This window comes from Allobacillus salarius, assembly GCF_007559425.1.
GTDB lineage: Bacteria > Bacillota > Bacilli > Bacillales > Alkalibacillaceae > Allobacillus > Allobacillus salarius.
The window spans coordinates 1-1,557 of sequence record NZ_VMHE01000066.1; the positions used below are offsets into that span (position 1 = coordinate 1).

Consider the following 1,557-nt stretch of genomic DNA (forward strand, 5'->3'; position numbering starts at 1 on the left):
GAATCAATTTCATAATTGCTCTTTTTAAAAATACAAAGACTTCTCCAATGTTTTGAATTGCATTTTTAAAAACAGAAATCATGCAGATTGTTGGTTTTTCATCTGTATATTCAAGCGATCTGCTGCTAACTTTGATGCGTTATAAGTAAGGGTGACTAAATCAAAATGAACTTTGGCACGCTTTCCGGAGCAATACCTTACATTATTTAGTTGAAAATATTCTTTCAAGTAACCATTTACACGTTCAACGGAAGTACGCTTCTTGAACAACTTCTTCCAAGCTTCAGAACCGCGAGCTGGTGCTGTATATTTACGAAGATCTTTGGTGATTTTCATTTTAAATACCTTTTGACAAATGCCTTCTTGAGCGAGTGGACAATCACTGCATTCTTTCGGATGGGTATATTTCAATGTTTCGTACTTTGCATCATAGCTATCATAACGGTAAGAATGTTCCCGAAAACAAGTAGGAGCGAAATACTTATCGAACCCTATGGGTTCGGGTTCGTTTTTACGATTATAAGCGATGATAGATTGTTGCCCCATTCGATAAACTTGTTGATAGATTGGTTCATAATCATACCCTGCATCCATCGTTTGATAACGTATGTTTGGAAGAGAACGCTGTTCCTGCATCCCCTTTAATAAAGGGATTGCAGCTTTTCCATCGTTTAAGTTACCGGATGAAAAGAGTGATTGTAAAATATATTGACTGGAAGAGCCGACAGCCAAATGTCCTTTAAAACCGTACCAAAAAACATTTTTTCCATCACTGTTTTTCTTGATGCCCCATTTGGGTTCCTGAGGAACCCCTTCACGAAGGTCGCCCAACGAAGCATCGAGTTGAGCTACTATTTTCTTTTCGTATAGGGGAAGGCTGGCTTCTTTTTCGGCTTGTTCTTTTAACCATTGATCCCGCTCTTTTTTAGGCTTTCGACCACGTTTCTTTGGTTCCGGCTTTGCTTTCTCTTCCTTTGCTGGAGCTTGATCGCGTGCTTCAAAGTGAGTTGCATCGATAGCAATGGTGTCATCGATAATAAAGCCTTCTTCTATAGCCTGCTCAACAATCTGTCCTTGGACTTTCTCCAGGATATTTGATTGTGTTAATTTTGTGAGCAGTCGTGAATAAGAAGCTTCAGATGGAACACTGTCTGAAACAAGAAAACCACAATTTAATTTGAAGGCTATGTCTTGATTTAATCGCTTAATTAAATCTTTGATGGTTGGAATTCGTTCCACATATCGAACGAAGATTGAGATAATCATTGCAGCATAATTCAGCTCTTCAGGCGCACCACGATGAGATTTTTTCATTACTTCTCGATAAATCATTCTAATATCGATGGCTGAAATGATTGCGTCATATTTATCGGTAGGTTCCATATCATAAAGTTCTTGAATGCTAAAAAGGCTTGGTTGTCGTATAATGGTCATAGGGAGTATTCCTCCAGTCTTTTGGGATGTTTTAGTCAACTACCATTATACAGACTTTGGGGAGGTACTTCCTTTTTTGTGTTTTGAAACCCTTGCCCTGTAAGGGCTAAGATTTATGAAATT

Annotated in this window: 1 protein-coding gene; it reads right to left on the reverse strand. The window is 38.3% G+C overall.

What is annotated here, in order from left to right:
* Positions 1–78 precede the first annotated feature (78 nt).
* Complete coding sequence (locus tag FPQ13_RS13050) at positions 79–1,434, reverse strand: IS1182 family transposase (RefSeq protein ID WP_144089738.1); 1,356 nt, start codon at positions 1,432–1,434, stop codon at positions 79–81.
* Positions 1,435–1,557: the final 123 nt, after the last annotated feature.